Origin of the sequence: Reichenbachiella sp. MSK19-1 (assembly GCF_003590315.1) — a bacterium.
GTDB lineage: Bacteria > Bacteroidota > Bacteroidia > Cytophagales > Cyclobacteriaceae > Reichenbachiella > Reichenbachiella agariperforans.
In genome coordinates, this window is sequence record NZ_MIER01000015.1 from 576,996 (window position 1) to 601,325 (window position 24,330).

Genomic DNA, 24,330 nt, shown 5'->3' on the forward strand with positions numbered 1-24,330 from the left:
GTTTCTACATCCTGTAAAACTAACTTGCTACACGCCGTATCGATATTCAATAATTAACATTTGACTTGCAGCTGCTGTGGTACAGTCTACTTTTCGAACATTTGATACAAAAAATCTACAATCCAATCCGTGGTAGGGTCTAGCCATGGATCAAACAACCAAAACGTATGTGGGGTATCTGCAATCTGATGTACTTCGGTATAAATATCGAAAGCAGACAACTGTGCAATCAGGTCGTCTTGTCCTGCATGAAAGCGTGGCTTAGAACTATTGATAAACAAACAAGGTGGATCTTCTGCAGAGGCATGATTAAGTGCAGATGCCTCTTCCCAAATCGCTGGAACTTCTTCATAACTACCTCCTAGCCATAGTCCTGCCACTCGACCCTCAGCTGACTCTGGATGGTGAAACGCCAGTACACCATCCATATCTATCATCGCCTGCACCTTATCACTCGCTGGACAGTCATTCACAGACTCATATAGACTGTCCATAGCAGTCAAGCCTACCAATGCTGCCAATTGCCCCCCAGCCGAACATCCCAAAATCGCAACCTGCGAACTATCGATTGCATACGTGTTGGACTGCATTTTGAGCCAGCGAATCGCAAATTTAATATCATGAACTGCTGCTGGATAAACCGCCTCGGGAGACAGACGGTACGAAACCGTAGCTGCCACAAAACCCGCACCAGCCAAACGACTAGCTAAAGGATGCAGGTGATCGCGTGTACCAGATACCCAACCTCCACCATGTACCATCACGACCAACGGGTGCTTGGCAACAGTATCTTTGGGATAGAAAATATCTAGTGCTAAATCACGTGCCCCAATCGACCGATAGACGACTCCTTCCTCCATTCGAACAGAAGAAAGTGTCTTGGCAATTTCGATCTGAGGGAACTTCTTTTTGTACTTGGTATAGGCACTATTGACAGTGTAAGATGTATCTCTAGGATAACCCTGACCCCATGTCGTCAATACCCCCAAAAGTAAAAGTCCCACCGTAATCAATACAGCAGGACTAACACATTTACTAAAATTAATGAATTGCACTATCTACTAGTTTTCGAAAGGCCCTAAATCTGGTGCAGTACCATTAAATGGCAGACTAACATCTGTACCTGCATCGATCAGCGCACTTGTTGATTTCAATTTCATAAAAGCTACATCAGGCAAACTGCCATCTGCTTGCCTCTCACTAGACAACCAATCTATGTCTAGACTCTCATAATCGTCCGCACTGGCTACACTGGTATCCCAACTGTTGTGTGAGATATCCTTACTAGCTGCACTGATACTCCCCACGCTACCGACTACTACACTGTTCTTAATCGTCAGACTCGCAAGACTATTGGTTGAGCTAAAATTGTAGTTGGTTCCATTGTCATAAGCACCTGCATTGTAGATAATGACTGCTCCGCGATTGCTATTATGATCAAACCCATCGTGTGTATTACCTACAGCGATACAGTTGCTATAGACCGCATGGTGCTTCAAGTCTTTGCCATCACTACCACCCGTTTTGAAGCCATTGCCGTCTCCTGCTCCTTCTGTGCCATCTTTTAGAAAGCCGTTTTTGAAAGCCCAGCAGTTTTCGTAAGTCGTCTTCACATTGTCATTGTCTCTGAGGTAACCATCCCAGCCATCATCTAAATTTTGCCACGCACGACAGCCTACGAACTTGTTTCCAGAACCTACGGTCAGTTTGGCTGCAAAACCATCTGCATTCTCCAAACTAGAGTCCGCATTGAAGTACGAATCACAGTTGAGAATCAAGTTATCCGACGCACCACCATCGAGCTGTAACCCCGTGTCAGAATTTTCATAGAAAGCACAAAACTCTATGATATTTTTGCTGCCTTTGACTTGCATCCCGTTGTCTCCAGCCCCTTTGATATCAAAGCCCTTGAAGTGCCAGTAGTCTCCTTCCAACAAAATCCCTTGGTTGGACGAGCCTTCGCTCATCTGAGAGTAGTCCAATACTGGTCGTTCAGTAGCTTCTGGATCAGCCTTTACAATGATCATTTTTTCTTCCGTACCAGAGTCCTTGATTCTGATACGAGACGACATATCATAAGTCCCCCCAGCCAATAGAATCATACCTCCTGGCTCCACTGCATCAAATGCTGCTTCCAACTCAGCCTGCGTCGATACATTGATGGTATTGCCCATCTCTGCTGCGACACTCGTGATATTAAGCGTAACCTTCCCTTCTACTGTACCTTGATCTGCTGCCACAGCGGTTACGATCACTTGACCATTCTGCTTGGCAGTCAAGACTCCTTGTGAAGAGACTTCCGCTACCTGAGTATCAGAGACAGACCAAGTCAAACTTTGGTCATCCGCATCCTCTGGCAGGATCGTCACAGCAATCTCCCTAACCAAATCAGTAGTCAAATCCTCCGCACTCAAGACCACTTCCTCCACATAGATCGCTTCTACTACCCCGTCTCCATCACCAGTATCTGAACCTTCGTCTTCACTACATGACAACATGGATACAAAAAAAACTCCTAGTATATATAACACCCTTTTCTTCACGCTACGTTCTCCTCTCAATGTACTAATTAATTTAATTCGACAGATTTTAAATCTACTTCCGAACCGATATTCACTTCCGCTTTGTCAATATGCGAGTTCGCTAAGACAAAATTCTTAGTTTCCTCTCCATAGATATTGATCGAAGGACCTTCCAGCTCTCTTACTTCTAAGCCTGTCATCTGTAATCCAGACGTATTGAAAGTCGTCAACCCAGCTCCCTTTTGCTGTTTGATCGTCACATTCGTGAAAACGATATCATCCGCATCAATCATCGTTATTCCTCTTTCTCCTTCCAGCATCACATTTTCCAACTGGATGTTTTTGAGTTTCATCTCAGGCAACCCTTGAAAAAACGCTGCTACGCCAGAACCTGTAGAGGTCACGTTCTTGATGTAGATATCTCTAAACGACGGAGTGGTACGCGTCACCGCTACTTCTTCGGCCTTGGCCATGTCTTTGCCCACTGATCCATCAGACGCCACTGGAGATTCTCCTCCATAAAACAAGTTGAAACGAATTGCCTCCGCTCCTATATCTACCATATTGATCTCAGAGATGTAAATCTGCTCTACCACTCCACCTCTACCTCTCGTACTCTTGAAGCGCAACCCACAGTCCGTACCTATGAATGTACAATGCGACACGTGAACATTTTTGACTCCACCAGACATCTCACTCCCTACGACGAATCCACCATGACCGTGGTAGACAATGTTGTCCCTCACGATGACATTCTCAGTAGGAATATTTCTTTTCAGCCCATCTTCGTCCTTGCCTGACTTGAAACAGATCGCATCGTCTCCAACATCAAAGCTATTGTTGTAAATCAGGACGTTTTTGCAAGACTCCAGATCCAGACCATCACCATTTTGTGAATACCATGGATTGCGAATCGTCAGGTTACGCAGAATCACATTCTCACACATGATAGGGTGTAGGTTCCATGCGGGAGAATTTTGGAAAGTAGGCCCATCAAACAGTACTATATTGCTACTTATGATGTTGACCATCACGGGGCGCAAGAAGTCTTTCACCTCTTCGAACTCAGCTAATGAATTGAGATCAGGCACGTTAAAATTGCCCGCTGTATCTCCTTTCTTAGATTTTTCACTCGGATACCATGTTTGCTCGTCATCACTAGTGACACCTCCAGATTTGACAAATTTCCTCCACTGCGCCTCGGTAAGTTTGCTACGCTTCACGGGTCTCCATGAATCCCCTGATCCATCAAACACTCCCCCTCCTGTGATCGCCACATTGGTCAAGTTTTTACCGTTGATGGGGGATATACATCTAAACGTCTCTAACCCTTCGAAACTCGTCGCGACGATCGGGTATAGATCAAAATCAGTACTAAAAAGTACCAAAGCACCGTCTTCGGTATTCAAGTTCACATTGCTCTGTAACTTGATCGGACCGGTGAGCCAAATTCCTTTAGGGATGACTACTTTTCCTCCGCCATTTTGAGACACCTCTAAGATCGCTTGGTTGATAGCTTCCGAATTTTCGGTCAGACCGTCTCCTACCGCACCATACTCCTCTATACTCACCGTGTAGTCTGGAAACGAAGGTTCTTCCACTTTGGGCATATCAAACTCTAGGCCGTCATACAAAAACGCCGTCTCGTCGACCGTCTCTACCGCTACCGTAGCATTGGGCTGGCACGCCTGCATACCGAGTGCGGCTATCAATACTACCCCTACAATTCTTTTCATGTCTATTTTCATATTCACTGTATTAAATCTCTTTCTTAAGGCTCTACTGTTGTTTGTTCGTTGGGATTCCACCCACCGAGGACTGTCACTACATCATACTTCTGCACCTCCGACGGACTCAGCTGATGTGACCAAGCGACACGCTCATCGGACGCTGCTCCTGATCCTCTAGACTCGTACTCGGCATAGTATGCGGTTGATTCCGCATTGGGCTTGTCCCAATTGTGCCATCCCTCTGGTGCAATGTGCTCGTCCATCGTACATCCGATATATACCGTCTGTGCATAATCCCTCCAAGGCCGTCCCAAATAGACCGATCCCTTGGGTGCATCTCCTGATAATCTACAGTTGAGGAAGACAAAACCATACGCAGAGGATTCTACTGTACTCGCCGCTGTAATGTATCTCCCTCCCGTCTTCGAGTATATCTCACATTGCTCGAAAACTGCTGTAGACCAACCGAATATGTAATCTGTTGTCCCTTCGATGTAGCAGTTCTTGTAGTACTGCCTCGATTTTTTTCCGTGTGGGTAGAGCGTATCTTGGTAGCCCAAGAACCTACAGCCCACAAATGCCACTCGGTCTCCATCGACCCGTACTGCCACTGCCTGCCCTACGGGTCCAGACGAATTCTCAAACGTGAGATTCTCCGCTCTGAAACCATCGCCATAAACATAAAAACTAGATGACCCTGACGTACCGATGCGTTCTCCGAATCGGTTGAGATTGTCCGCAAAATCGTCGTAGGTCAACACCGTCTCTTTCACAGACTCACCGATGAGTGTGACGTTGGTCTTAGAACCTGCCAAGACCAACTTCTCTTTGTACACCCCTTTTTTAATCAAAATACGTGTCTCTGCTTTTCGGATATCCGGCACGGCATCCAGTGCAGCTTGTACGGTCGTGTAATCCCCCGAGCCATCCAGCGCCACGACGAAATCATACTGATCCGCCTGCGCACTCGCTCCCAAGGTGCTACCAATCCAAAACAACGCTATGATAAGAGGCAATCGCATGTTACAGTTCTGTATTGAGGTTTTCGTATAACAAGGCTGCCATGATGAATGGCCCTATGCCTTTCGGGTCGTTGTCTCGAATCTCTTCGCCCACATAGTACTCGAAAGAGGCATCTCTATAAGGATCTCCACCCAATCCTGCTACACCACATACTTTGGTCAGACTGACTGTCCCATCAGCGTTTTCTACCACATAGCCGTTGAGCATCCCTTCGTAGGCCTTTTTGGCATTCGCCAAATACGCTTGATCGATGTATTCATATTTGACAGCCTTTAGTAGTGCGTAGGCAAACATGCTCGTGCATGATGTTTCGAGGTAGTTGCCTTCACGATCGCCCTGATCCAACACCTGCCACCACAGCCCTGACGCATCTTGGTAGGTCACCAAACCCTCTACGAGTTTATTGAGAATGTCTATCACCTCGTATCGTCTCGGATGATTGGCCGGGATGTAATCCAGTACATCTACCAAAGCCATCGCATACCAACCCATCGCTCGTCCCCAAAAGTGTGGAGAAACGCCCGTCTCAGGATTGGACCATTTTTGTTCTCTGCTCTCATCCCATCCGTGGTAGTAGAGTTTTTTGTCTTGGTCATAGGTGTACTTGTCTACCAATGTGATCTGATGGATCACTTCGTCAAACAAAGCAGGTTCGTCAAACTCCGCACCGTACTGAGCCAAAAAAGGTGAGCCCATGTACAATCCATCCAACCACATCTGATAGAGGTATCTTTTCTTGTGCCAAAACCCACCTTCCGAGGTACGCGGGTGACCGTTCATTTGATCTCTTAGCGTATCGATCGCCTTGAGGTACTTTGGTTTTTGATCGAGTTTGTACACCTCCATCAATACTTTACCGGGATTGATTCGGTCGATATTGAAATCTCTTTTTTTGTAGGTCTTGATACTCCCGTCTTCGTTGATCATCGAGTCCAAAAAGTACTTGGCATAGTCTAGATATTTCTCCTTGCCTGTTGACTCGTAGACTTGTACCATCGCAGAGCATACCAAACCGTTGGTATACTCCCATTTGGGTTTCTCCCGAAAATCCAACAACCGAGGGTCAGGATTGCGCTGCATCTCCGAGTCCGCCATACGTACAGACATGGGAGCCTCATTGCTTTCGGTCACGGTTTCCTGCTTCTCTTTACCAGTCGTCGTACAAGCCGCCAGTAGTACGGATAGAATATAGATGTATGTTTTGGTTACCCTCATTTGTTCGTCTTTTTAGCCAATAGAAATTCGAAATAATACTCGATGTTGGTATAATCACTACCCAAGTCGTACGCTTGATGATCCTTTGGATCTTTAGGATCTAGCCCATTCTCCTTTTCCCATCGATCACTCATACCGTCTTGATCTTTGTCTTTTGGTGCTTTGCCTCCGACCAATACGGGCCAGTTGCCTACATCGCTCTGTGTATCGATGATCCCATTGGACTCCTGTCCATACGTAGCAGTACCCTCGGAGACCTCTGTCACGATGCGTTGATCCAAGACATCTCGTCTATGGCTCGCCCCTGCCTGTGCCAGCACAAGTGCCAACGCTTCGTCCGCAGACTGCGTAGTGACTCCCGCTACATCGATAGGTTCAGTGAGTAGGCCCTCGACAGGAAAATCCCCCTTGACACCCAAACTGTTGTCAGCGGTAATATCATCTTGCCCCAAGATCCTGTTGCCTGACAAGTAAAATGTTCCGTAAGGAGCGAAAGGTTCTACGATAATCCTTGCTTTTTTGCCTTGCGTAGCTGGACCAGGTTTGTAGTAGTTGCCGATCATGTTGTGGTTACCCTCTTCGCCACCATAAGCACTGTTGGCCTTCCAGTTGTAGATGACGTTGTTGCGAAAGTCCACTATTTCTTCTTCGGGTACCTTGTGATAGCGCGCCCCACAGAATCTTGGATTTCGGCTCTTGTGATGTGCCAATAGGTTGTGATGAAAGGAAGCTTTTTTCCCTCCCCAGATTCCGCCATAGCCATGCTCACCTTTTTTATGCACCGAGTTGTTGAGACTCTCGCTGATGATGCACCACTGCAACGTAAAGTTCTCATTGTCATAGAAGGTGGCCGTCTCATCCGTTCCCCAGCTGAATGTACAGTGATCGAGTATGATGTCCTTCTTTCGGGTGATACTGATGGCGTCATCCTGCTCAGCAGCCAAATCCCCCATACGCACGCGGATGTAGCGTATGATGACATTCGATGCGCTGACCTTGAGAGCATAGTTTTGCAAGCAGATGCCTTCTCCTGGTGCGGTCTGCCCAGCGATGGTGACATTGCCACTGTTGATTTTCAATTCTGACTCTAAGACGATGTTGCCACTGACGGCAAATACAATCGTTCTTGGCCCTTTGGTCTCGATGGCCTCACGCAAAGTACCTGCTCCACTGTCTGCCAAACTGGTCACAATGAGCACTTGTCCACCTCTGCCCCCTGTCGTGTACTGACCATAGCCCTCCGCACTCGGGAATGCCAAAGTCTGCGCTTGCAATCCTATTGAAAAGAAGGTACAAACTACCGCAAGGCAAATTTGAATGTGCTTGAATGAAATAGACAATATAGACTTTTGGTCTAGCATTAATTATTTGTTTTTAGGTTCTCAGCCTTCAAATATTTCACAAAGGGAAAGCCCTGATTTTTCATTTCTTTGATGGCCAGTTGAGCCATCTGTTGTGCCCCATATTTGGAGAAATGTGTATCGTCCTGTTTGCCCTCTGGCTTGTAAGAAGACTCCCCCGGCTCTAGCCAGAGATATAGTTCTTTTGATTTTGGGTCTCCCATACTCGCGACGAGTTGCTCGGAATACCACTGCATGTCCACGAATGGCACGTCTAGCTCGATGGCCAGCTGCCTCATCACATAAGGATACACGCCGTGTGTGTCGATGAGAACACCTTCTTCATTGAATTTTCGTCTGACGATCGAACTAAATAATACTGGTTTTGCTCCCAAAGCGTGTGCTTCAGTCACATAGGTCTTGAGGTTGTTGCGGTAGCCGGTATACGGGTTCGTATAGCGTTCGGCATCTTTGCTTTTTTGGTCGTTGTGACCGAATTGAATGAAGACATAGTCTCCGGATTTGATTTGTGCTTTCACACGGTCCCACTTTCCTTCTTCGATGAAGCTCTTGGTACTACGACCATTCACCGCATGGTTGACCACTGTCACTGCTGAGTCAAAATAACTCGGCAGCACTTGCCCCCATCCGTGTTCTGGATTGAGTTCTGGATCCTTTTTGTCTGCCATCGTCGAGTCTCCCACCAAATGAAGCGTGTAGGATTCCTGCTGATGACATCCACTCATCCATATCGTGAGAAGAAAAATCAGAAAATATTTCAACATTGATGTTGTCAAAAAATGAAATTGAGAGAAGAATACAACCAAGGTGACAAGCACCCTGGTTGTATGTATTCTAAATTTTAGTTGAGGTCTTGGTAAACCACTTTGAAGTCCATGACATAGTAGTCACCTTTCATTGTGCTACTTTCTGGGTTTTCCTTCACTTCTCTCAATCTCACTAGGCACTGTGCTCCCCATTGAGTTTCGAAGTAAATAACTCTTCCTCCTACGATATCGACATTGGAAGAACCATCTGCTAAACCTCTGATATCAGTATCTCTTGTACTCGCACCTTCGTCTGTCAAGGTCATAGCCATGATATCATCTTTGGTAGCTGCATCAAAGAATGCTTCGTCTCCTCTATCCAACACAGAGAAAGTGGTAGTATTCAGGTTCAATTCACCATTAATCTCGCTTAGTTTGAATTTATCTCCATTCTGACTTGATGGTGAGTAGAATCTAACTTTTGGCGTAGTATTGTCTGCATTGGTGATCATGAAGTCAATGCCCATACCGTCAGGATCTGCAGTGATAGTCGCCATGTCATAGACCTTTCCGTCAGTTAATGCAATGCCTATTCCATTTCCAGCAGTTTTTCTCTTGTCTGTACCATGTAGCTCTTTACCAATATACTCATAGTACAAGAATACTGGAGAAGCTACTACTGATACCGTTAGTGTGTTCGTCGTTACATTTCCTCTATCGTCCGTCACGGCTACTTCTAGAGCAGTCATTCCCATTTCGAAAGTAAAAACTTCTGAGATGTCATAAGAAGACTTATCTGCTCCTGACAAAGTCACCGTTTTGGTATCACCTCGTACGTCACCTGAAATAAGTGTGTAATCCACTTGAGATAAGATGTCTTTTGCTGAGGTTACGTTTCCTGTCAACGTACCTGTAGCCTCTACAGACAAATCAATGATGAACTCGGTCACATCCAAAGACAAAACAGGGCCACCTTTGACATTGATCTTACGAGACTCCTCTACGATATCACCACTCTCGTTTTCAGCAGTAGCGATCAATGTAGTCATGCCCAAGGCATAATCAGGCTGTACGTCGAAATCATACGAACGTGCATTTCCGTCGAAGCTCGTCGCTTCGTCTATCATGATACGGCCCTGATCAGAATCAACACTAATCGTCACTTTCACTAGATTCGACTCAGATGATATATGACCTGAGAAACCCGCTTGTGCTTCTACATCCAAATCTACTGGTGCGTAATCCACTGGATTTTGATCGATACTGATCGTGATAGACGCATCACTACCTGCATCGTCTTCGTTACATGCGAATACTACCAAAGTCAATAGTATCGCAAACAAATAATTTATCTTTCTAAACATAATTCTTCTATTTTGATGATACAGATTACTTAGAATAAGCAGGGTTTTGCTTATAATCTGGATTTTGGTTCAAATCCAACGCTGACTGAGGAATAGGTCTCAAAATCTTCTGAGTACTATTATTTCCTGTAAAGTTAGTCGTCTCTACCTGAGGGTTGTGAGCAGATGCTCTCTCTACGAGTTTACCTGTTCTCTTGAGATCAAACCATCTCTTGTACTCTCCCATCAACTCTCTACCTCTCTCGTCAAGAATATCGTCAAGGTCAAGGGCTGTCATATCAGCCACATTTGCTCTTGAGCGCACTTCGTTGATTCTGTCTAGTGCAGTAGGCTCATTGTTAGCTCCTAGGTAAGCTTCAGCAGCCACCAAGTAAGTCTCAGCCAATCTAGAAACCACTACGTCTCTTGTACTCGTGTAAGCATCGTTTCCAGCAGACGCAAATCGTGAAGTAGGATCATCGAATTTCTTTACGATGATGGTAGCATAGTTACCAGAGATATCTCCACCTTCTGGATCATAAGTTCCATATTTATGATATCTAAAGTTCGCCAACTCATCTGTAGACAAAGCACTTACGTATGCTGTACTATCCACAGTCGTGTACCATGCTGGAGCGTAGAAATGAACTACATCTAAAGTCGAGTGATCTGCTACATCAAAGTAATCAAAGTATCTCGCGTACACTTCTGTCATGAAAGTTGCCTCCCAACGCTCATCTCCTTGCTCGAAAAGATCCAAGGCGAATCTCGTTGGACACAAGTTGTATGACTTGTAAGGTGCATCTCCTGCTACCTCTGTTCCTCCTGTGTACGAACCAAAGAAATTTTGCTGTTGGTTACCTAACTCTGTAGGTGCTGTACTGATACTCGCTGCGTCAAACTGAACAGAGAAGATTACTTCCTCGTTCATCTCGTTACCTGGTGTCCATAGTTCTTCGAACGATAGGTTTAACGTTTGTGATCCTATCGCTGCATCCGCATAAGAAGCCGCTTTAGAGAAATCATCACTGGCTGCAAAATCCTCATAGGCTCTAGTCAAGTGAACCTTTGCTAACATATCCTGAACCGCTCTTTCAGTCACTCGACCTGCAAAACCATCTTTAGATACTGTAATCAATGCCTCTTCTAAATCCTGAATGATCAAATCATACACCGCAGAAGCCTCTGCTCTATCAAATTCAGTGACAGCTTCGTCCACTAACTCAGTGATCAAAGCTACACCTCCATAAGATTGAACCAACAAAAAGTAAGCATTGGCTCTGATAAACTTCATTTCACCGACATACTGATCTAAGTTATCAGTAGGTGCAGTCAATGTAGCATAGTGCAGAGCAGTGTTTGCACGTTGCACAGCCACATAAGCTTTCAAGTAAATAAAGTCTACTCCTTCAGCAGCACCATTTAGCTGCGTATAGCCTGCCAACCCTACTGGTGACTGGTTTCTACCATCTGTGTACAAATCCGTACCAGAAGCAAACATCCATGGATCTTGACCATACAGTGATCTCATCGAAGAATAACTCGCATTGATCAATGATTCATACCCCTCCTCTGTGAGGTAAAACTCCTCTGCAGTGACATTAGACTTGTTTTCTTCTTCTAGGAAACTCTCGCAACCCACTAGAAAGATCAATGCCAATGTTATTATTGAAAATATATTTTTCATCTTTCCTTATTTTAAAATTTCAAATTAAGTCCCAACTGTGTGATCACATTACTCACCCCACCAGTGCTAAATGAAGCCGTAGCCCACTCAGGATCAAACCCAGTGTAGTCTGTGAAAGTAAATGGATTCAATACGTTGACATATACTCTCAACTGCTGAACTCTCAGTTTTTCCAGTACGCTGCTCGGCAAAGAATAACCCAAAGAAATGTTGTTCACTTTAACATACGAGGCGTCTTTGTAGTAGCCTACGCCTGCACCTGATTGGTTCCAGTAAGTACCTTCGTTACGCGCTTGTGGGTAAGTGTTAGAAGGTCTTGGTGTCAAGCCTACATTGTTGGCAGGGACATAAAAATCGATATCCAATTTCTGACGACCTCTATCTCCTACATTTTCAAAGTTCTCGTGGAACCTACTATATGCCAGCACGCCTTGTACTGTAGATAGTGTGAAGTTGAAATCAAACCCTCCTACAGTTAATCTAGAGGTCAATCCACCCGTCCAGTCCGGGTTAGATGATCCGAGGATCATTCTATCATCATCAGGATCGATTTGACCATCGTTGTTTACATCGACAACTTTTGCTTGTCCTTCTACTTGGTCATATAGCTCCGCTAACTCTGCTTCGTCTGCTTGCCATACACCATCAAACTTGTAGTTATAATATGCATTGATAGATTCACCAATGTAAAGTTCATTCCCAACATCATCATTTTTGCTTTGACCATAGATAGACTCTACCGTGTTCACGTTTTTAGTAAACGTAAATGTCGTTTCCCAAGTAATCAAATCTGTTTGTACATTGGTAGTAGTCAACATCAACTCGACCCCTTTGTTGCGCATGGAACCTGCATTGGCCCATATTTTTTCGTACCCGGTCTCCAAAGGCAAAGTTTGCTCCATCAACATACCGTCATGTAGTCTATCATAAACATCAACAGAACCTCTTAATCTTCGTTGTAGCAACGCAAAATCTAATCCTATATTTAACTCTGTCATAGTCTCCCATGTCAAGGCTTTGTTTGCGATGTTATTCGCTACCCAGCCATTCGCAGTAGAACCATTGTAGTCATAGTATGTCTGCTGTGTCAAAGTATTAACAGAAGAATAAGTATCTACATTGTTATTACCAGCAGTACCATACCCTACTCTCAATTTCAAATCATCGATCTCAGAGATACCACTCAAAAATGCTTCGTTACTCAATCTCCAAGCTACAGCTACAGATGGAAAAGATGTCCACTGATGGCCTTCGGCAAGAACAGATGCCCCATCCCATCTATTGGTCACAGTCAAAAGGTACTTATCATTGTAAGCATAGTTCAAACGCAACGCATAAGAAAGCAATTGACTCTTGCTAAAGCTGTTGCCCAAGTTGTAGCTTGATTGCAAACCAGACCCTACATTATAAAACCCTGTCTCAAACGGCTGATTGTTCGAAGACATATTTGATTTATCTGTTTGAGTCACATAAACGCTCTGTAATCCCATCAGGTTGATATTGTGCTTACCGTACTCTTTAGTAAAGTTCACTTGATTGTCCCAGGTGTAATTAAAGTTTTGGTAGCTCTCTAATTCAGAAGAGGCCAAATCATTGCTTTTTGAACCATCATTGGTCAAAACCCCAGAATATTTACCTCTACTAAAAGATTTCAATCCTCCAGAAAAACTAGACTTCAACATCAGCCACTCTACTGGCTTGTACTGTAGGTACATGTTACCAATGGTGTTCCACTGGCTCTGTAGATCACTAGAGTTAGCAATCTCCAACAGTGGATTGTATGTACTTGTTTTGTTGATTACATAGTTGCCATCCACATCCGTCAACTTACCTGGTAGAGGAAACAACTCACTTGTTTCAGCACCATTCTCATCTATGGCATACGGATGCAAGAAAGGATTCAAACGGAAGGCCTCCTGCATCGCATATCGGCTACCTCTTTGTGTTTCTGTTTTGGCTACCGTAAAGGCTGCTCCTACTTTAAACTTGTCATTGATCTCTTGATCGATGTTGGATCTCAATGTAAACTTCTCTAATCCTTCGTTCTCAATGTTACCTGTTTCTTTTTGGTAACCTGCACCGATCGTATAAGATGACCCACCGTTTCTGTGTGCGATAGACACGTAGTTATTAGACTGCATACCAGGCTGCAATACTGCATCGTACCAATCAAATCCATCCAAATTCTGTACTCGCTCTCTCAATACTGAGTTAGAGCTCGTCGGATATACTTTGTCATAATACTCATCAGGTGTTAGATCGTCATACCCACTCGTAGTGGCCATGTAAGCAGACAAGTGATAATCATTCCAATCACTATAGCTCATCATCTCTGGCAAACGCGCTGGATTTTTAAATCCATAAAATGCATCATAGCTTACTGTCGTGCCGCTCGGTACACTAGATCCACCTTTGGTTTTGATCATCACAACTCCATTAGCTCCTCTAGAACCATAAATAGCTGCAGAAGAAGCGTCTTTTAAGATGTCTAGTTTTGCGATATCCTGCGGGTTCAAGAAATCAATATCTTCTACGATCACACCGTCTACCACATAAAGTGGTGAGGTATCATCATTATTGAAAGAGCCTTGCCCTCTTACTACTACACTGAAGCTATCCCCTACTCTACCTGTAGAATTGGTGACCTGAATACCAGGTACAGCTCCTTGCAGTGCTTGAATAGGATTTGTCACCCCTCTACCCGTGATCTCTTCTGCATCCACTCCAGTGATGGATCCAGTTAAATCTTTCTTCTTTTGTGTACCATAACCTACAATAACCACTTCGGTCAACGTCTCTGCGTCAACTTCTAGTCCAACGTCAATAGTAGATCGTCCGTTGATACCTACAGTCTTCGTAGTATAGCCGATGTAGCTAACGACAAGATTAGTCGTACCCTCTGGCACTGACAGTTTGTAGTTCCCATCAAAGTCAGTCACTGTACCGGCAGATGTGCCTTCTGATAAAATGGTTGCGCCAGGAAGTCCTTCTCCTAAATCACCTACCACCTTACCACTTATCTGTGTCTGGGCAAACGAGGCGAAACTCATGAAGAGTAAACCTATTAATCCCAGCTGAACTCTTCCCAATTGTCTCAGGAATGATCCAAATAGTAATTCTTTAATCATACTTAGTCTTTTAAATATTAGAAATGATTGAACAAACCATCACTCACTTCATTGTAATTAGTCTTTTGTGCAAATGAGCGATATCCCAAAAGTGACTATTCAAGATTTATTCGGCTATTCAAAAATTAACACTTAATCAGCAATAATCTTTTGACACTTTCCCATCCTCGCTTCTTCAAAAACCCTCATAAATCAACGCATTACCCGTTTTAATCACAACATGAAGAATAAAAGTGAATTCATGCACCTATGCGACAAGCAAATAAATTAACTATTAAAATAGACTGAATAGGAAAGCATACATATAAATCCTCCCCCCTCAATAAATATTTGCTAAACAGCACTTTTGGTCTATTAACTACAAAATAACGGTAGAAATGTGCCTCCCATACATAACATTTGTCTCCGATACGGTAATAGAATGTATACTGATTAACCATCACGCAACGAAAAATCAAGCGCTATGCTAACCCTACCCGTTCAGAAAATGTCCTTAACCAGAACGAAAAGCAACATACCTTGCCTAGTCCTAGATTATTGTTTGCTTATAAACAATTGTTTAGATAGGTATCTAAAGGAAGTTTTATAACTATAAATCACCTAGCAGAAAGGCCAGTCTTAACTAATCCCCCCGTCCCAAGCGGGCATGGTTAAGGTTCTTTTAAAGAGTCTCTTGGCTACTCTCCATCCTCACACTTTCGAGAGACACCTCCTTCCTTCAATTAACCAATAACTTAGTAGTGTAGCTCCTTCCGCTACTGCGTATATTGATAATATAAATACCGCTAACGAGCTTGGAAAGCTGAACTTGATGGTCTCGTATATTCTTCTGAGACAAAACAAGTTTACCTGTATTATCATAAATATTAATGGCCGGATTAGACACAGATGGGTCGATGTTGATCGAGACCTTTCCTGAGCTAGGGTTTGGATATACATCTAGCCATGAGGTGACGGCATTGGTGTCACTCCCTAATATAGGTTCATCCGTGTTCACAAATACATCCAGCGCTGTGAACTCAAAACTTCCAGTACTTTTATAGCCTTCCACCACAAATGAAACTTCGTACAACTTGCCCAAATCCATCCCTAGTGACTCCCACCGATCAAAATGCTCAGAAATATTAATCGTCCCTGCATTTCGTTCATCTCTCCTAATGCTGAAATACTGTTGAAAAGTAGTATTGCCTAAGATTGATGGTTGATTCACTCTCGTATTCTCATATATATCGTAGGTTGCTCCATTGACAAAAATCGAACCTTTTGAAGAAACTCCACTAGCCATAGAGGGGATCCAGTTTCGCCAGTCCTCGACTATATAAAACTCAATCAATGGATCTACCGTCCATCCATAGATGGATAAATACGAATTCCCCGTAGCACTTTCAGGATTATAGTCACAATCATAGGTCGCATAGAACCTACCGATTTCCTCATGTTCTTGTGTCTGGTCATAATCCAAACCACGACGGGCCAAATAGTTTAGTATATCATCCCATTCACCACTAAACAAAGCTCCACTCCCGAGCGTCATACATGCGGTTCCTTCTGAGTTTTGATTCCATAGTTCATATCGATAATCATCTTGCACACCTGCAACCTGATCAGATCCACTTTCAATACAAAACGTCTGAGAATGCAAATTCTGAATACTCAGAAGCACACCGATCAATGATAAACATATTACTTTTTCTATCCCGTAAAAACTAGCCTTTTCCATAATGAAACGAAATTCAGTTGCCGAATTTGGGTTGAAGATATTGAACACAATACCCATGCGTACCCCTTTCTATGTAGGTACAAACAAACACGACCGAGGGAATAAGACTAAATCATAGAATGCCCAAATCAAGATGCCTTTTAGCCCAACCGTCTACTAAAGGATGTTCAATGTAACGTGAGGCGTTACACTAAAGAGTAAAAAACATGATACTTTAGTGATTAGAATCAATCCTAGCAACTTTGGTCAGCCCCGAACTCTCCTATAGCGAACAATGAAAGAAGAAAAAATATCTATATTTTGGTTTCGAAGAGACCTCAGGTTAGAAGACAACCATGGACTATGGCGTGCGCTTAGTAGCAACTCCCCCGTCTTACCTATTTTCATCTTTGATGATAATATTACCGCTGAACTAGACAAAGCAGATCCTAGAATCACTTTCATCTACGATCAACTAACACACATATCCAAAACACTAGTAGGTAAGAGTAGTCAACTGTATTGCAAACAAGGAGATCCGCTGGAAATATGGAAAAGTATCATCGAAGAGTTCAATATCGATACGGTATACGCTAATGAAGATTACGAACCCTATGCCATTCAGCGGGACAAAAACATAGCACAGCTCCTAGCCCAAAGTAACATACAATTTAACCTGCACAAAGATCAAGTGGTCTACGCAAAGGACGATATTCTTAAAGCTGATGGATCACCCTACACTGTCTTCACTCCCTACAAAAATAAATGGCTGAGCCAATTTGAACTGAAAGGTTTCAATAAGTACCCCTCCGAAGTAGGTACAAACTTCCTCAATCTCAACAATCAATTCCCCAGCATTACTGAACTAGGATTCGAAAGATCCACTATTGAAGTTTTAGATTACACACTAGATGAATTAGACACCTACGAAGAAACCAGAAACTACCCTAGCCTAAATCAGACCTCTCATCTATCTCCTCATCTACGTTTTGGTACTGTTAGCATCCGCCAGATCATATCACAGATGGATGGCAATGTGATCTTTCTCAGCGAGCTCATTTGGAGAGAGTTCTTCATGCAGATTCTATATCATTTCCCCAAGGTGGTCAATTCCAATTTCAAGAACAAATACGACCATATTCAATGGAGAAACAACCCAGAAGAATTTGAAAAGTGGACAAAAGGAGAAACAGGATACCCAATAGTAGACGCAGGTATGCGTGAGCTAAATGCTACAGGTTATATGCACAATAGGGTCAGGATGATCGTTGCAGGATTTTTGTGCAAACACCTCCTAATTGACTGGCAGTGGGGAGAAGCTTATTTTGCCAGCAAACTGCTAGATTACGAACTCTCTTCCAACAACGGAAATTGGCAATGGGCTGCAGGAACAGGCTGTGACGCTGCACCCTACTTCCGCATATTCAACCCATACGAGCAGGTCAAAAAGTTTGATTCCAAAATGACTTACATCAAAAAGTGGATCCCTGAGCTAAACCAACTCCACTACCCCATGCCAATAGTAGACCACAAACAAGCCCGAGAAAGAGCCATATCAACCTACAAGAAAGGACTCGCACTCACTAATCAATAGTGGCAGCCTATTCTGATCATACTGACAGTAGCCCTAACACTAGGCTACTTTCGGATCAGTCGGTAAATTGGGAATAAAATTAATGCTCGACATTGAGTGTTCGATATTCATTATTCCAATCATTTAAATACTACCTCAAAGACTCATAGTAGGTGATTGTTTTATAAAAAACAATGATGAGTCCTGAACAATGAATCTTGAATAACGAAATGATCTACTACCTCTCCTCCATAAATACAGATTGATCCCTTACTACACGTCAAAAACCTTTGTGCACAAACAAAAAAAGGACTACTCATTCTTGAGTAGTCCTTATCAATCTGGAGGTCCCGAGCGGATTCGAACCGCTGTGGATGCTTTTGCAGAGCACTGCCTAGCCACTCGGCCACAGGACCATTTTGATGTTGCAAAAATAGAATTATTTAGGCGATGCGCAAACAATTCTTGATCTAATACAACTAATATCTCTTACGAGATAAGAATAAAAAGGGTGCGCATATCACACACCCTTTTTATGTATTATTATTTAGCTGATTCGTCTTTTGAATCGCCTTCTTCTTTCTTAGCAGCTGGCTTTTTAGCACCACCTTCCATTTGCTCTTTTAGAGCAGTCAAAGCAGCTAGATCACCTAAAGTAGATTTCTCAGACTCTGAGTTCAGCTTGCTGATCGCCTGTCCGCCTTGTCCACCTTTACCACCTTTTTTAGCTGGCTTAGCTGGAGCTTTCTCTACGATGTGATCGCTATATGTCCCTACGTGAGACAAAGCGATTCTTCTTTCATCCTTAGAGAAATCAATCACGACGAAATCTAGACTATCACCTACTGCTGGAGTAGATCCATCTTCTTTCTTCAAGTTTCTAGTCGATGAGAATCCTTCCAATCCGTATGGTAGCTCTAGGATAGCTCCTTTGTCTATGATCGTATTGACCGTACACTTGTGAGTTGTTCCTTTTGAGAATACAGTTTCGAAAGTATCCCATGGATTTTCTTCTAGTTGCTTGTGTCCTAGTGCCAATCTTCTGTTGTCTACGTCTAGCTCCAGTACTCTCACTTCTAGCTCTTCGTTTACACTGACAAACTCTGATGGGTGCTTGATCTTTTTTGTCCATGACAAATCAGATACGTGAACCAAACCGTCGATTCCTTCTTCTAGCTCGATGAATAATCCGAAGTTAGTCAAGTTTCTAACCACTCCTTTGTGATCAGTACCTACAGCATACTTCGTCAATACGTCTTGCTTAGTCCATGGATCTTCAGTGAGTTGCTTGATCCCTAGAGACATTTTTCTATCATCTCTATCGATAGTCAATACAACTGCTTCTAGCTCGTCACCGATATTGATGAAATCCTGAGGATTTCTCAAATGCTGTGACCAAGACATCTCAGATACGTGAATTAGACCTTCAACACCTGGCTGAATTTCTAGGAACGCACCGTAATCAGCAACGTTTACAATCTTACCTTTCACCTTAGTACCGATCTCAACAGTAGCGTCTAGAGAATCCCATGGATGCTCTGACAACTGCTTCATACCGAGAGAAATTCTCTTCTTGTCATCATCAAAATCAAGAACAACAACATTCACTTTAGCATCTAGATCCAATACTTCCTCTGGGTGATTAACTCTACCCCATGAGATATCTGTAATGTGAAGTAGACCATCTACACCACCCAAATCGATGAATACACCGAAGTTGGTCATGTTTTTGATTACTCCTTCTAGTACTTGACCTTTCTCTAGGTTCTCTAGGATTTGTGCTTTTTGCTTCTCTAGATCTTTCTCGATCAGGATTTTGTGAGATACTACTACGTTATCGTTCGTGTAGTTAATTTTCACAACCTTCACTTCCATCTTCTTGTCAACGAAGATATCGAAATCTCTAATTGGCTTCACATCAATTTGTGAACCAGGTAGGAACGCTTCCACTCCGAAGATATCGACGATCAAACCACCTTTGGTTCTTCTCTTGACCATACCGTCGATCACGAGATCTTGGTCGAAAGATTTTTGTATATTTTCCCAAGCACTTACGATCTTCGCTTTTCTTCTAGAAAGAACGAGCTGACCGTTGTTATCTTCTTGCTCTTCAATGAATACTTCTACTTCATCACCTGCCTTCAAATCCGGCTGATCTCTGAATTCTGAAGCAGATACCAAACCATCAGATTTAAACCCGATGTTGATAATCACGTCTCTAGCAGTCATGCTAACGATCACACCTTTGACTACCTCTTTTTCTTCGATAGTATTCAGTGAATCACCGTATAGTGCTTCTAGATCTTCTTTTTGTGCTTTAGAGTAACCGTCACCGAAACCTTTTGGTTGGATATTATCCCAATCAAATTCTTCTTCTACGACTACTTTCTTTGCAGGCTTTTCAGCTGCTACTTCTTCTGTCGCTGTCTCAGCTACTGGAGTTGCCTCTGTTGCTTTTTCAGTTACTTCTTCTTTAGCAACCTCTTTTTCTTCTTGTGCCATTATTACTGTGCCCTAGTTATACAATGCAATCACGGGCATGAGCGCATCATTATTTGTTACATATTCTGATTAGATCAGAACCCACCCACTTGAATGGAGCGCAAAGTTAAGTATTTAATCGTTAAACCCGAACTAATACACTAAGTTGTTGAAATCAGCCGCTTTCAACTGTGTTTTTTAACTGATCATACCCCCAAAAATGGGACAGTGGGTTTAGTTCAGAAATGACAACTAAATTTACTGTCCCATTTTTGGGGGTATGATCACTGATAGAAAGCGCCGTCCTCAACTCTAGCAGTAATCACCATGGAGAGATAGGTCATGTTAGCTAGATTTTACTTACTTAATAGGTTCGACATAATTGGACTTAGAAATAGCGTATCCTTCAACTTACCTTCTAGCATTGTAGCCTCAATCAATTTAGTTCCGAGAGAATCAAAGTATAAGTAAGTTCCATCGAGATAGTTATCGACTTGAAATTGAATTTGACCATTCCTATAGTATCCTGTTTGAGAGATAGGCCTTTCATCTTTCATTATTGATTTACTTTCTACTTCTCCCGTTTCGTAATAATTGACCCACTCACCAACATGATACCCCTTTTCCTTGAATCCCCTATTCAAAAGAGCTCCACTTAGGTAAAAGCTTAAGTACTCGCCATGACCAGTATCTAGTTCATAGCTCCAAATAGAAGTTACTTTGTTACTATCGTAATGTCGTTCCTTACCATGTCTCAAACCATTGATATAAGGCGTTACAAATGCGGTATCGCCATTTTCTTCAAACTGTATCCAATCACCTTGTCGTTTCCCATCAACTCGTTTTCCTATAGTTAAAAGTTCTCCATTAGGATGATAGGTTCGTTCGATATTGTCTTGACAAGAAATGAGTACTACTAGAAGGAATAGGTATTTATACATGTTGATTGGAGTTCTCGCTAACGTCGACTGTATGTTTAGCTTTAGCGTCGTTGATTATTTGTAAGCTGACCATTTAGTCATCTAATTAAAACAGCTTACAAGTTAATCAATGAAATATACGCAGTGTTATTGTTCGTTTGAAAATTGGAATCTACCGCTGCATTTCGCTGTTTTGTTCTGAAAAAATATGAGTTATAGACAGGGCTATGAATCGTCTTTTTGAAGAAGAGAGGTGCCTTTTTAACTGCTTATCCCTTGAAATTGTGGTGATTTTCGCCTAACTTCAATCTCAAGTTTTGTCAACGTGTCCACGTTTTGAAAGACTGCTTTCAACGAGTCCTGACGAGCAAAACTTAATCCTTCGGATAAACCACACTTTCAGCCAATATCATTCGACTTCAATCCTCTCTAAAAGCACCGAAATGTCCTCGCCAATTTTCTTATGAACTCTAACGTCCAACTATCATCCGTAAGCTGGACTTTTCAAATATCTATAGAATTATCTCATAGCACCAGCCTTTGCAAAAAGCTCAGTTAGCTTATGGATGATAGTGTTTGTTATGCACATATTTTCGCTCCATAATTTTATTATTAAATTAAAAACATGTAAACTATTTGCACGTTTACCAAATAAGATTGCTATTTTTGCAACCCTAAAAGCGTGTATATGTTTATTGAATTTAAGTGCGAGAATTTTTTATCGTTTAAAGATGAAGCGGTTTTGAATATGACAACCGTGGACACATACGAAGAACATAATGACTCAAATGTCATAAAATCAACAAATAGAGAAGGATTACAGCTTCTCAAATCGGTCGCAATTTTTGGTAGCAATGGCGGAGGTAAGTCAAATTTCATGAAGGCTTTGACATTCATGAAATTATCTGTAGCACGATCTTTCAGAGATTCATTGGAACCAGAGGCAGAAAGGCCAATTTGGAATCATTTTTACAGACTATCAACTCAGACAGTAAACCAGCCATCGAAATTCGAAGTGTCAGTTGTGTTAAATGGGGTGATATATAGATATGGTTTTTCGATTCTTAATTGGGATATTATTGGCGAATGGCTTTTCAAGACTGATAAGAGAGAAACTAGGCTATTTGAAAGAAATGGAATGGACTTCAATTTCAATAATTCGAGTTTTCCTGAAGGAGCAGAACATAAAAATGTAAACAGAAATGTTTTGCTGTTGAGTTATTTAGCTCAACATAATGCTCTTGAATCATCAATAGTGTACAGTTGGTTCAGAACATTAAATATAATGGATGGGTTAGATAATAATTATGTTCAAGGATACACTAAGAGTTTGTTGGAGCGCAATACAAATTTTAAGGAATGGGCAAATGTTGCATTAAGGTTTCTGGAAATAAGTGGAATTGAAATAGAAGATGGTGAGTTGGTTGCTGTTCATAATAAATTCGATGAAAACAATTTTGTTTCTGATCAGGTAAGATTTAAGGTGGATTCTGAGGAGAGCCATGGGACAAGCAAACTGGTTTATCTTCTTGGGGGGCTTTATGACACTCTTACAAACGGCAAAACATTTGCAATTGATGAGTTTGATTCAAAATTACACCCAAATCTTACTCGTAAACTGGTAGAGTTATTTCATAAATACAACTCAAATGGCGCTCAACTCATTGTGACTGTGCATGACCCAACTTTGTTGGATAATGATATATATAGACGTGATCAAATTTGGTTTATGGACAAGAATCAATTTGGTGCATCAGAGTTATATCCTATGTCAAACTTCAAAGCGACAGATGGTCTAAGAAAAACTTCAGATTTTAGAAAACTATATTTGAACTGCCATTTTGGGGCGGCAGAAGCTATCAGAATCAATGATGACTTAATTAACCTTTTGCAACATGAATAAGAATTATTCAAGGTCACAAGGTAACTGGCAGGGAAAGGGAGGAAAGGATCAGTCGAAAGTACTGATGTCTTTTGAAAAATTAGATATTACTCAAGGGCAGAGTTTAAGGGAATGGAATAATGAAGGTGATTTGCTTTTAAAGTTAACCGAGATAAATGCAACCTTGAATAAAACCACCTACAGTAGAGCAATTACAGATGGAATTATCGAAGAATATGACATTCATGATTCAAGTAAATTTTCCACTAATAATATGCCGAAAAGCTCTAAATGGAAATACCCGCTGACTTTAACTGATAAAAATGTCAAATGGTGCAAAATACGGTTAGGGAGCACAAGGAGAGTAATTGGCTATTTGGAGAAAGATGTATTCTATATCGTATTTCTTGATAAAGATCATCAATTCTATCCTACAGAGCCGAATAACACCTAGTTGTGCATAACGTCGACTGTATGTTTAGCTTTAGCGTCGTTGGTTATTTGTAAGCTGACCATTTAGTCATCTAATTAAAACAGCTTACAAGTTAATCAATGAAATATACGCAGTGTTATTGTTCGTTTGAAAATTGGAATCTACCGCTGCATTTCGCTGTTTTGTTCTGAAAAAATATGAGTTATAGACAGGGCTATGAATCGTCTTTTTGAAGAAGAGAGGTGCCTTTTTAACTGCTTAACCCTTGAAATTGTGGTGATTTTCGCCTAACTTCAATCTCAAGTTTTGTCAACGTGTCCACGTTTTGAAAGACTGCTTTCAACGAGTCCTGACGAGCAAAACTTAATCCTTCGGATAAACCACACTTTCAGCCAATATCATTCGACTTCAATCCTCTCTAAAAGCACCGAAATGTCCTCGCCGATTTTCATATGAACTCTAACGGCCAGCTATCGGGCGTATGTCCGCAGCTAGTGAATAGCTACTAAAGTAGTGAAATCTGCCGAAGCTCACAACGGTTCTAACTTGGCACTGCGTCCTGAAAGTCTAAAACCCTGCGAACAAAA

General features: G+C 42.3%; 16 protein-coding genes and 1 tRNA gene. 3 read left to right on the top strand and 14 right to left on the bottom strand.

The features are described from left to right. Positions 1–86 precede the first annotated feature (86 nt). The 11 genes from BGP76_RS10470 to BGP76_RS10520 all read right to left on the bottom strand — a co-directional run bounded on the left by BGP76_RS10470 (position 87) and on the right by BGP76_RS10520 (position 16,475). Entirely contained in the window at positions 87–1,055 is a 969-nt protein-coding gene (locus BGP76_RS10470; RefSeq protein WP_255416114.1) for an alpha/beta hydrolase, read from the bottom strand. A 6-nt stretch (positions 1,056–1,061) separates the two neighbouring features. Beyond that, positions 1,062–2,531, bottom strand: coding sequence for a right-handed parallel beta-helix repeat-containing protein (locus BGP76_RS10475; protein ID WP_147407449.1), 1,470 nt, complete (start codon positions 2,529–2,531; stop codon positions 1,062–1,064). Between the two features lie 38 nt (positions 2,532–2,569). Beyond that, positions 2,570–4,258: a glycoside hydrolase family 28 protein gene (locus BGP76_RS10480; protein ID WP_119844978.1), complete on the bottom strand. Its 1,689-nt coding sequence runs from the start codon at positions 4,256–4,258 to the stop codon at positions 2,570–2,572. Positions 4,259–4,293: 35 nt separating this feature from the next. Beyond that, the gene (locus tag BGP76_RS10485) at positions 4,294–5,274 is read right to left on the bottom strand and encodes a pectinesterase family protein (protein ID WP_119844621.1); all 981 of its coding nucleotides are present in this window, start codon (positions 5,272–5,274) and stop codon (positions 4,294–4,296) included. Between the two features lies 1 nt (position 5,275). Continuing rightward, positions 5,276–6,490: a glycoside hydrolase family 105 protein gene (locus tag BGP76_RS10490; protein ID WP_119844622.1), complete on the bottom strand. Its 1,215-nt coding sequence runs from the start codon at positions 6,488–6,490 to the stop codon at positions 5,276–5,278. Further along, on the bottom strand, positions 6,487–7,851 hold the full coding sequence (locus BGP76_RS10495; protein ID WP_119844623.1) for a polysaccharide lyase family 1 protein: 1,365 nt from the start codon (positions 7,849–7,851) through the stop codon (positions 6,487–6,489). The genes BGP76_RS10490 and BGP76_RS10495 overlap by 4 nt, the downstream gene beginning before the upstream one ends. Further along, positions 7,851–8,615, bottom strand: a complete 765-nt coding sequence (locus BGP76_RS10500) for a rhamnogalacturonan acetylesterase (protein WP_073124663.1) — start codon at positions 8,613–8,615, stop codon at positions 7,851–7,853. Before BGP76_RS10500 ends, BGP76_RS10495 begins: the two co-directional genes overlap by 1 nt. Before the next feature lie 77 nt (positions 8,616–8,692). Next, positions 8,693–9,961: a hypothetical protein gene (locus BGP76_RS10505; RefSeq protein WP_119844624.1), complete on the bottom strand. Its 1,269-nt coding sequence runs from the start codon at positions 9,959–9,961 to the stop codon at positions 8,693–8,695. Positions 9,962–9,986: 25 nt separating this feature from the next. After that, positions 9,987–11,627: a RagB/SusD family nutrient uptake outer membrane protein gene (locus tag BGP76_RS10510; RefSeq protein WP_073124666.1), complete on the bottom strand. Its 1,641-nt coding sequence runs from the start codon at positions 11,625–11,627 to the stop codon at positions 9,987–9,989. Positions 11,628–11,638: 11 nt separating this feature from the next. Beyond that, on the bottom strand, positions 11,639–14,755 hold the full coding sequence (locus BGP76_RS10515; protein ID WP_119844625.1) for a TonB-dependent receptor: 3,117 nt from the start codon (positions 14,753–14,755) through the stop codon (positions 11,639–11,641). A 718-nt stretch (positions 14,756–15,473) separates the two neighbouring features. Then, complete coding sequence (locus BGP76_RS10520; protein ID WP_158584233.1) at positions 15,474–16,475, bottom strand: glycoside hydrolase family 11 protein; 1,002 nt, start codon at positions 16,473–16,475, stop codon at positions 15,474–15,476. A gap of 274 nt (positions 16,476–16,749) precedes the next feature. Between BGP76_RS10520 and BGP76_RS10525 the strand changes: the two genes are divergently transcribed. Beyond that, complete coding sequence (locus tag BGP76_RS10525) at positions 16,750–18,048, top strand: deoxyribodipyrimidine photo-lyase (protein WP_119844627.1); 1,299 nt, start codon at positions 16,750–16,752, stop codon at positions 18,046–18,048. Positions 18,049–18,369: 321 nt separating this feature from the next. Here the strand turns inward: BGP76_RS10525 and BGP76_RS10530 are convergent. The 3 genes from BGP76_RS10530 to BGP76_RS10540 all read right to left on the bottom strand — a co-directional run bounded on the left by BGP76_RS10530 (position 18,370) and on the right by BGP76_RS10540 (position 21,449). Continuing rightward, positions 18,370–18,443 (bottom strand) — tRNA-Cys (locus tag BGP76_RS10530). Between the two features lie 127 nt (positions 18,444–18,570). After that, positions 18,571–20,529 carry a 30S ribosomal protein S1 gene (gene rpsA, locus BGP76_RS10535; protein WP_084190631.1) on the bottom strand — a complete coding sequence of 653 codons (1,959 nt, stop codon included), beginning with the start codon at positions 20,527–20,529 and terminating at the stop codon, positions 18,571–18,573. 335 nt (positions 20,530–20,864) lie between these two features. Beyond that, positions 20,865–21,449 carry a toxin-antitoxin system YwqK family antitoxin gene (locus tag BGP76_RS10540; protein WP_119844628.1) on the bottom strand — a complete coding sequence of 195 codons (585 nt, stop codon included), beginning with the start codon at positions 21,447–21,449 and terminating at the stop codon, positions 20,865–20,867. A gap of 667 nt (positions 21,450–22,116) precedes the next feature. On the opposite strand from BGP76_RS10540, the gene BGP76_RS10545 reads away from it, so the two are divergent. Both BGP76_RS10545 and BGP76_RS10550 read left to right on the top strand, forming a co-directional pair. Then, the gene (locus BGP76_RS10545; protein WP_119844629.1) at positions 22,117–23,331 is read left to right on the top strand and encodes an ATP/GTP-binding protein; all 1,215 of its coding nucleotides are present in this window, start codon (positions 22,117–22,119) and stop codon (positions 23,329–23,331) included. After that, the gene (locus tag BGP76_RS10550; RefSeq protein WP_119844630.1) at positions 23,324–23,764 is read left to right on the top strand and encodes a hypothetical protein; all 441 of its coding nucleotides are present in this window, start codon (positions 23,324–23,326) and stop codon (positions 23,762–23,764) included. Before BGP76_RS10545 ends, BGP76_RS10550 begins: the two co-directional genes overlap by 8 nt. The last annotated feature ends 566 nt before the right edge of the window (positions 23,765–24,330 follow it).

What these genes read in the sequence shown, in the direction of transcription:
- BGP76_RS10480 (WP_119844978.1), bottom strand. Translation starts at nt 4,258, where the DNA reads ATGAAAAGAATTGTAGGGGTAGTATTGATAGCCGCACTCGGTATGCAG.
- BGP76_RS10485 (WP_119844621.1), bottom strand. Translation starts at nt 5,274, where the DNA reads ATGCGATTGCCTCTTATCATAGCGTTGTTTTGGATTGGTAGCACCTTG.
- BGP76_RS10490 (WP_119844622.1), bottom strand. Translation starts at nt 6,490, where the DNA reads ATGAGGGTAACCAAAACATACATCTATATTCTATCCGTACTACTGGCG.
- BGP76_RS10495 (WP_119844623.1), bottom strand. Translation starts at nt 7,851, where the DNA reads ATGCTAGACCAAAAGTCTATATTGTCTATTTCATTCAAGCACATTCAA.
- BGP76_RS10500 (WP_073124663.1), bottom strand. Translation starts at nt 8,615, where the DNA reads ATGTTGAAATATTTTCTGATTTTTCTTCTCACGATATGGATGAGTGGA.
- BGP76_RS10505 (WP_119844624.1), bottom strand. Translation starts at nt 9,961, where the DNA reads ATGTTTAGAAAGATAAATTATTTGTTTGCGATACTATTGACTTTGGTA.
- BGP76_RS10510 (WP_073124666.1), bottom strand. Translation starts at nt 11,627, where the DNA reads ATGAAAAATATATTTTCAATAATAACATTGGCATTGATCTTTCTAGTG.
- BGP76_RS10515 (WP_119844625.1), bottom strand. Translation starts at nt 14,755, where the DNA reads ATGATTAAAGAATTACTATTTGGATCATTCCTGAGACAATTGGGAAGA.
- BGP76_RS10520 (WP_158584233.1), bottom strand. Translation starts at nt 16,475, where the DNA reads ATGGAAAAGGCTAGTTTTTACGGGATAGAAAAAGTAATATGTTTATCA.
- BGP76_RS10525 (WP_119844627.1), top strand. Translation starts at nt 16,750, where the DNA reads ATGAAAGAAGAAAAAATATCTATATTTTGGTTTCGAAGAGACCTCAGG.
- rpsA (WP_084190631.1), bottom strand. Translation starts at nt 20,529, where the DNA reads ATGGCACAAGAAGAAAAAGAGGTTGCTAAAGAAGAAGTAACTGAAAAA.
- BGP76_RS10540 (WP_119844628.1), bottom strand. Translation starts at nt 21,449, where the DNA reads ATGTATAAATACCTATTCCTTCTAGTAGTACTCATTTCTTGTCAAGAC.
- BGP76_RS10545 (WP_119844629.1), top strand. Translation starts at nt 22,117, where the DNA reads ATGTTTATTGAATTTAAGTGCGAGAATTTTTTATCGTTTAAAGATGAA.
- BGP76_RS10550 (WP_119844630.1), top strand. Translation starts at nt 23,324, where the DNA reads ATGAATAAGAATTATTCAAGGTCACAAGGTAACTGGCAGGGAAAGGGA.